This is a genomic window from Pseudomonas sp. MF08831, from assembly GCF_059862645.1.
The window spans coordinates 208,628-216,137 of record NZ_JCBCUX010000013.1; the positions used below are offsets into that span (position 1 = coordinate 208,628).

Here is a 7,510-nt window from a genome sequence, read left to right on the forward strand (position 1 = left end):
AAGCAGGCGCAGCCGCAAGCCTGAAGAGGCTTCCGGCAGGCTTGGAAAATTAAGGGATTTGGCAGGCGGGGAGTGACATGGGAAGCGGGGACAAGCGGAATTCGGCCAGAGTTCAGTTTTATTGACGCTACAGACTGTCGATATGCCGATAGTCCAGGTTCAGCGCCAGCGCCAGCTGTGCTGCTCGCCCAAGTGTGATCGGGCCGCGCTCGATATCCACCAGCAGCCCCGGGCAATCGAGCGCTGGCAAACCGGCAATATCCTTGAGCCGGCCATCGGTGATCACCAGCAGACGCTGTCGCTCGGCGGGGTAACGCTGGCGTCGCGCCTGCAGCCAATGCCCCGCCTCGGACAGCGCCGCCAGCAACGGCGTGCCGCCACCCGCGCCGAGTTGCGCCAGCCATCCGGTCAAGCCTTTGGCGGCCTTCAAGCCCTGCACTTGCCAGGTGGGCGACTGCCCGCTGGCCGTGAGTAATGCCATGCGCGCGCGTTGGCGGTAGGCATCGTCGAACAACTGCGCGAGCAGGCCTTTGGCGTCGCTCAACGCATCATGGCGCCGCGTGGAGGCCGAGGCATCAACGATCACCAGCCACAACTCGTGGGCCGCGCGGGTGCGCAGGTGGTAGCGCACATCCTCACGGCAGTGCGGCCGCCCGCCGAGCAAGGTGCCCGGCCAGTTGATCGTGCCGTGTTTGGCGCTGCGCGCCTTGCCGTGCCTGCCGTTGTTCAGTCGCCCCGCCTTGGGCCGGGCATCCGCCCCCGCGTCAGGACGAGGGCGAATGCCTAAGGCTTTTTTGGCCAGGCAGGCACTTCCCGGCGTGCGCCCGTGGGCAAGGCTGGCGCGGGCATGTCGCCCCACTGGCCCTGGCCGGGTGAAGAGTCGGAAGGTTTGGGGGCCTGGCCTTGATTGGGCGGGCTCGCCGGCGGGGATTGCTCTTGCCGCCGATGGCGCAAGGCAAACTCGGCCACGGCTTCGATGTCTTGCTCGGCGATGGCGCTCGCGCCACGCCAGGCGGCATGGGCGCGTGCGCCGCGCAACCACACCAGGTCCGCGCGCAGGCCGTCGACACCGGCGGCGAAACAGCGCTCGGTGATCTGCGCCAGGGATCGGTCATCCAGCTCAATGCTGTCGAGCCGCGCCCGCGCCTGCGTGCAACGCTCACGCAAGGCGCCTTGCTGCTCGGCCCATTGGGCGCAGAACGCGGCGGGGTCGCTGTCGAAATCCAGGCGCCGACGAATGATTTGCCCACGCTCGGCGGGCAGGGTTTGCCCGCTCAACGCCACGTTGAAGCCGAAACGGTCGAGCAGTTGCGGGCGCAACTCGCCCTCCTCCGGGTTCATGGTGCCGATCAGCACGAAGCGCGCCGAATGCCGATGCGAGATGCCATCGCGCTCGATCAGGTTGGTGCCGCTGGCGGCAACATCCAGCAGCAGGTCCACCAGGTGATCGGCGAGCAAATTGACTTCATCGACGTACAGCACACCGCCATCGGCCTTGGCCAGTACGCCAGGGGAAAACTGCGCGCGGCCTTCGCCCAATGCGGCGTCCAGGTCCAGCGTGCCGACCAGCCGTTCTTCGGTGGCGCCCAACGGCAGGGTGACGAACTGGCCGCTGGCGAGCAGGTCCGCCAGACCACGCGCCAGCGTCGACTTGGCCATGCCGCGCGGTCCTTCGATCAGCACGCCGCCGATTTTCGGGTCGATGGCGGTCAGGCACAGCGCCAGTTTCAGTTCATCGGCGCCGACCACGGCGGACAGCGGGAAATGTGGAATGTCGGTCATGCAAGTTCTCGTTAAATTCTGCGGCACAGGCAATCCCCTGAGGTGGCCGGGCTTATCGTGGCTAGCGCTCGTTGTGGCGAGCGGGCTTGCCCCGCGTTGGGCTGCGAAGCAGCCCTAATACAAACAACGCGGTTTTTCTGAAAGAACCGGGCGTGCGGTTTTGGGGCCGCTTCGCGACCCAACGCGGGGCAAGCCCGCTCGCCACAACAGGCCCGCTTGCCACATGTCTGCTTGCCACAACAAAGCTGCTCGCGACAACAGTCGGTGCTCGTACGCTAGCTGTCTTCTTCTATGTCCAGCAACAGGTTTTCCAACGCCTCGCGGTATGCGCCGGGTTCTTGCCACAGGCCACGTTGCTGGGCTTCGAGCATGCGTTCGGTCATGTCGCGCAACGCGTCAGGGTTGTGCTGCTGCACGAAGGCTCGGGTGTCAGCGTCCAGCAGGTAAGCGTCGGCAAGCAAAGCGTACTGGTGATCATCGATCAGCGCCGTGGTGGCATCGAACGCGAACAGGTTGTCCACCGTCGCGGCCATTTCGAACGCACCTTTATAGCCATGGCGCTTCACGCCTTCGATCCACTTGGGGTTGGCCGCGCGGGCACGGATCACCCGGTTCAGCTCTTCCTTCAAGGTGCGGATCTTGGGCAAGTCCGGCTGGCTGTGGTCGCCATGGTAACTGGCGGCCTTGTCGCCGCTCAGGGTTTCCACGGCGGCGAGCATGCCGCCCTGGAATTGATAGTAGTCGTTGGAATCGAGCAGGTCGTGCTCGCGGTTGTCCTGGTTTTGCAAGACCGCCTGCACCTGGCTCAGGCGCTGGGCGAACTGTTCGCGGGCGGCGGTGCCTTCATCGGAACCACCGTAGGCGTAGCCGCCCCAGTTCAAGTAGACCTCGGCCAAATCCTCGCGGCTCTGCCACAGCCGTGCGTCAATCGCGCCTTGGACGCCTGCGCCGTAAGCCCCCGGTTTGGCGCCGAAGATACGCCAGCCGGCTTGTTTTGCAGCGGCGCTCTCATCCAGACCGGCGCTGAGCAGTGCCTCACGTTCGCTACGCACCTTGGCCGCCAGCGGGTTCATGTCATCCGGTTCATCCAGCGCCGCCACCGCCTGCACCGCCGCGTCGAACAGGCGGATCAGGTTGGCGAAGGCATCACGGAAGAACCCGGACACGCGCAGCGTTACGTCAACGCGCGGGCGGTCCAGGAGGCTGATCGGCAGGATTTCAAAGTCGTCCACGCGCTGGCTGCCCGTGGCCCAGACCGGGCGCACGCCCATCAGCGCCATGGCCTGGGCGATATCGTCGCCGCCGGTGCGCATGGTCGCGGTGCCCCATACCGACAGGCCAAGCTGGCGCAGGTGATCGCCGTGGTCCTGCAGGTGCCGTTCAAGGATCAGGTTGGCGGACTGGAAGCCGATACGCCAGGCCGTGGTGGTGGGCAGGTTGCGCACATCCACGCTGAAGAAATTGCGCCCGGTGGGCAGCACGTCCAGGCGTCCACGGCTCGGCGCGCCGCTGGGGCCGGCCGGTACGAAGCGACCGCTCAAGGCATCCAGCAAGCCGCGCATTTCCGCCGGCCCGCAGGCATCCAGGCGTGGCGCGACGACGATGCGCAGGCTCTCGATGACCGACTTGACGTCTTCCCAGCCGGGCTCTTCAAGCTGCTCAAGCGGCCCTTCCAGCGCCTGTTCGATCAAACGCGCGGCATACAGCTCCAGGCGCTCGCGGGTATCACCGGCGGTGCGCCACAGCTGTTGATCGATCTTTTGCAAGACCTCGGGTCGGCGCCCGGTCCAGGGCTCGGCCAGGGCGCAATCGAGCGGGTCAAAACCCAGCTCGAAGGCCTTGGCCAATACGCGCAGCAAACTCGATTGCGGGCCACGGCCATCGCCGCGCGGGATGCGCAGCAAGGCCAACAAGGTGTCGATGCGCAAGCGGCCGTCGGGCGACTCGCCAAAGATATGCAGACCGTCGCGGATCTGCGACTCCTTCAAGTCACACAGGTAGGTGTCCAGGCGCGGCAGCCAGACCGCGGCGTCGGCGTCGTTATCCAGCTCAAGTTCCTGGTCGATACGGGTTTCGCGTACCAGCTTGAGGATGTCTTTTTGCAGTTCGAGCGCGCGGCGCGGGTCGAGCAATTGCGCTTCGTAGTACTCGTCCGCCAACAGCTCAAGGTTACGCAACGGGCCGTAGGTTTCGGCGCGGGTCAGCGGCGGCATCAGGTGGTCGATGATCACCGCCTGGGTGCGGCGCTTGGCCTGGGCGCCCTCGCCCGGGTCGTTGACGATAAAGGGATAGATGTTCGGCAGCGGCCCCAGCAGCGCATCGGGCCAGCAATTTTCCGACAGCCCCACGCCTTTGCCCGGCAGCCATTCGAGGTTGCCGTGCTTGCCGACGTGGATCACGCCGTGGGCGCCGTAGGTGTGGCGCAACCAGAAGTAAAACGCCAGGTAGCCGTGCGGCGGCACCAGGTCCGGGTCGTGGTACACCGCACTGTGGTCGACCTGATAACCGCGCGCGGGCTGGATGCCGACGAAGGTCTGGCCCAGGCGCAGGCCGGCGATCATCATGCGCCCGTCGCGGCACATCGGGTCGTTGTGCGGCGTGCCCCAGCGCTCCATGACCGCTTGGCGATTGGCCTCGGGCAAGCGTTTGAACATTGCCTCGTAGTCGTCCATGCCCAGGCTTTGATGACACGGGCGCAGGTCGAGGCTGTCCAGGTCATTGGTGACGCCGCCGAGCAGTTCATGGATCAGCGCGGTGCCGCTGTCGGGCAACTCACTCGGCACCGGGTAACCTTCGGCTTGCAGCGCGCGCAGGATGTTCAGCGCCGCTGCCGGCGTGTCCAGCCCCACGCCATTGCCGATGCGGCCGTCACGGGTCGGGTAGTTGGCGAGGATCAGCGCAATACGTTTTTGTGCATTCGGCACCCGCGCCAGCTCGACCCAGCGCCGTGCCAGCTCGGCGACAAAATCCATGCGCTCGGGCGCGGCGCGGTAGCACACCACGTCGGACTGGCTGCGCTCGCTGCGCCAGGCCAGGTCCTTGAAGCTGATCGGGCGGCTGATGATGCGCCCGTCCAGCTCCGGCAGAGCGATGTGCATGGCCAGGTCGCGCGGGCCGAGGCCTTGTTCGCTGGCCTCCCAGCCGGGCTGGTTGTCCTGAGCGCAAATCGCCTGGATCACCGGGACGTTGCGACGAAACGGGCGCAGGTGCGGCGCTTCGGGGCTGGATTGGGCAAAGCCGGTGGTATTCAGAATCACCGCCGCCTGCACTTCATCCAGCAAATCCTCGACCACTTTCAGGCAGCCGGGCTCTTTCAGACTGGCCACCGCCATCGGCAACGGGTTGAGGCCTGCCGCCTGCAAGCGCTGGCAGAACACGTCGATAAAACCGGTATTGGCCGCCTGCAAATGCGAGCGGTAGAACAGCACCGCCGCCACCGGAACATCGGCCTGCCAGTCCGCCAGCCAATCATTGAGGCGAGCGTTAGCTTTGTGCGGGTGATAAATCGCGGTGCGCGGCAGGGTTTGCGGCTCGGCCCAGGCGTAGTCGCGGCCCAGGTAGCTGCTCGCCAGGCAGCGATAGAAATCCAGCGCATTGCCCAGGCCGCCCTGGCGCAGGAAGTGCCAGAGTCGATCGCGCGCTTGAGCATCTACGGTGCTCAAGCCGCTGAGTTCCGGGTCTGGGCGATCATCGCCCGGCACCAGAATCAGTTGCACGCCGCGCTCGGCCAGCTCCACCAGGCGTTCAATGCCGTAGCGCCAATAACCGATGCCGCCGTGCAGCGAAATCAGGATGACCTTGGCGTGGCGCAGCACCTCATCGACGTACAGGTCGACCGAGGCATGGTTTTGCACCTGCATCGGGTTGGCCAGGCGAACGCTGGGGTAGTCGTCGGGCAACTGCTGAGCCGCTTCGGCCAGCAGCGCCAGGCTGGAGTCGCCGCTGCACAGGATCACCAGTTCAGCGGGGGTTTGGCCTAAGTCGGCGATATTGTCGTCCGAGACGAAACCACCGGGCTGGGTCCTGAGCAGGTGCATGGGTTAAACGCTGAGGGCGGCGCGCAGTTGCGCTTCAAGACCCGCCGCATCCAGTTCCTGGCCGATCAGCACCAGGCGCGTGATGCGCGCTTCGTCGGCGCCCCAGGCGCGGTCGAAATGTTTGTCGAAACGCGTGCCCACGCCCTGAATCAACAGGCGCATCGGCTTGTTCGGGATTGCCGCAAAACCTTTGACGCGCAGGATGCCGTGTTGCACCACCAGCTGGGTCAGGGCGTCGAGCAGCAGCGCTTCGTCGGCTTGCGGCAGGTCGATGGAGATGGAGTCGAAGGCATCGTGATCGTGGTCATGGTCGTCTTCACCGTCGTGGTGATGATCGTGATGGCTGTGGCGGCCGTCGATGTGTTCTTCGGAGCCGGCGCCCAAGCCAATCAGCACATCCAGTGGCAGGCGACCGCTGCTGGCTTCGATGATTTTCACCGCGGGCGGCAGCTCTTCGGCGACTTCCAGGCGCACGCGGGCCAGGTCTTCAGGGCTGATCAGGTCGGACTTGTTGAGGATCACCAGGTCGGCGCTGGCCAGTTGGTCGGCGAACAGCTCGTGCAGTGGCGACTCGTGGTCCAGGTTCGGGTCGAGTTTGCGCTGGGCGTCGACCTGGTCCGGGAACGCGGCGAAGGTACCGGCGGCCACGGCCGGGCTGTCGACCACGGTGATCACGGCGTCAACCGTGCAGGCGCTGCGGATTTCCGGCCACTGGAAGGCCTGCACCAGCGGTTTTGGCAGGGCCAGGCCTGAGGTTTCGATGAGGATGTGGTCGAGGTCGCCGCGACGGGCGACCAGTTCGCGCATGACCGGGAAGAATTCTTCCTGCACGGTGCAGCACAGGCAGCCGTTGGCCAGTTCGTAGACGCGGCCGTTGGCTTCTTCTTCGGTGCAACCGATGGAGCACTGCTTGAGGATTTCACCGTCGATGCCCAACTCGCCGAACTCGTTGACGATCACGGCGATGCGACGGCCCTGGGCGTTGTCGAGCATGTGGCGCAGCAAGGTGGTTTTGCCCGAGCCGAGAAAGCCGGTAACGATGGTGACGGGGAGTTTGGCCAGTGTTTTCATCGGATGCCCTTTGGGGCGGGCATACGGGACGATAGGCCCTGCGGCGGCGCGCAGGAGCGGATTTCGTCACCGGATCACCCCGCCCGGTTGAAGTAGAAAATCGGTTACGAGGCAGGTCTCCTGGCTTGGGGCTTGCGGGTCTTGCGACCGGCGCTGGCTGCGCCTTCCCGCCATGGGTTAATGGCAGTGGCGTGGCAGGCAGTTGAACCCTTTACAGTTGCGGGGGCAGCCGCGGCTTGGACCGCGTTCCCTTCTTAGCTTCGGCGTGGGCCGAAGAACCTCGAGGGTGCAAGGCTACGCAGTGCGTGGGGGATGGTCAATGATGGGGTTGGGCTGGGTTGGTTGGTTGGTTGGTGTACATATCCGTTGCTGCGGTCACGGCGGCTATAGGTTCCGCCCTTACGGCGGGTCACTTTGGAAAAGCCCCAAAGTAACCAAAGGGCTCTTGCCCCACCACTCGGCACCTCGCCCAGGCTCGGTGTGCCCGAACGAAGGCTTGAATCCGTGGGCCGCCGTGACGGGCCATCCATGGCCCAACACGGCTAACCCGGCGTCCTGCCGGGTTACCCACGGATTCAAACCTGCGTTCGGCCAGCGTGGTTTAACGGGGCGCCTAAGAT

General features: G+C 65.3%; 4 protein-coding genes and 1 riboswitch. All 4 genes read right to left on the reverse strand.

The annotated features are described in order from the left end of the window. Positions 1–127 precede the first annotated feature (127 nt). Positions 128–730 (reverse strand): vWA domain-containing protein, encoded by a 603-nt coding sequence (locus AC19YS_RS24300; RefSeq protein WP_500602799.1) that lies wholly within the window; start codon positions 728–730, stop codon positions 128–130. Positions 731–783: 53 nt separating this feature from the next. Beyond that, the gene (locus AC19YS_RS24305; RefSeq protein WP_214248248.1) at positions 784–1,782 is read right to left on the reverse strand and encodes a magnesium chelatase ATPase subunit I; all 999 of its coding nucleotides are present in this window, start codon (positions 1,780–1,782) and stop codon (positions 784–786) included. A gap of 275 nt (positions 1,783–2,057) precedes the next feature. Then, the gene (gene cobN / locus AC19YS_RS24310; protein WP_500602797.1) at positions 2,058–5,819 is read right to left on the reverse strand and encodes a cobaltochelatase subunit CobN; all 3,762 of its coding nucleotides are present in this window, start codon (positions 5,817–5,819) and stop codon (positions 2,058–2,060) included. A 3-nt stretch (positions 5,820–5,822) separates the two neighbouring features. Next, positions 5,823–6,890, reverse strand: a complete 1,068-nt coding sequence (gene cobW, locus AC19YS_RS24315) for a cobalamin biosynthesis protein CobW (protein ID WP_106580323.1) — start codon at positions 6,888–6,890, stop codon at positions 5,823–5,825. A gap of 93 nt (positions 6,891–6,983) precedes the next feature. Beyond that, positions 6,984–7,188: riboswitch (cobalamin riboswitch) on the reverse strand. Between the last annotated feature and the right edge of the window lie 322 nt (positions 7,189–7,510).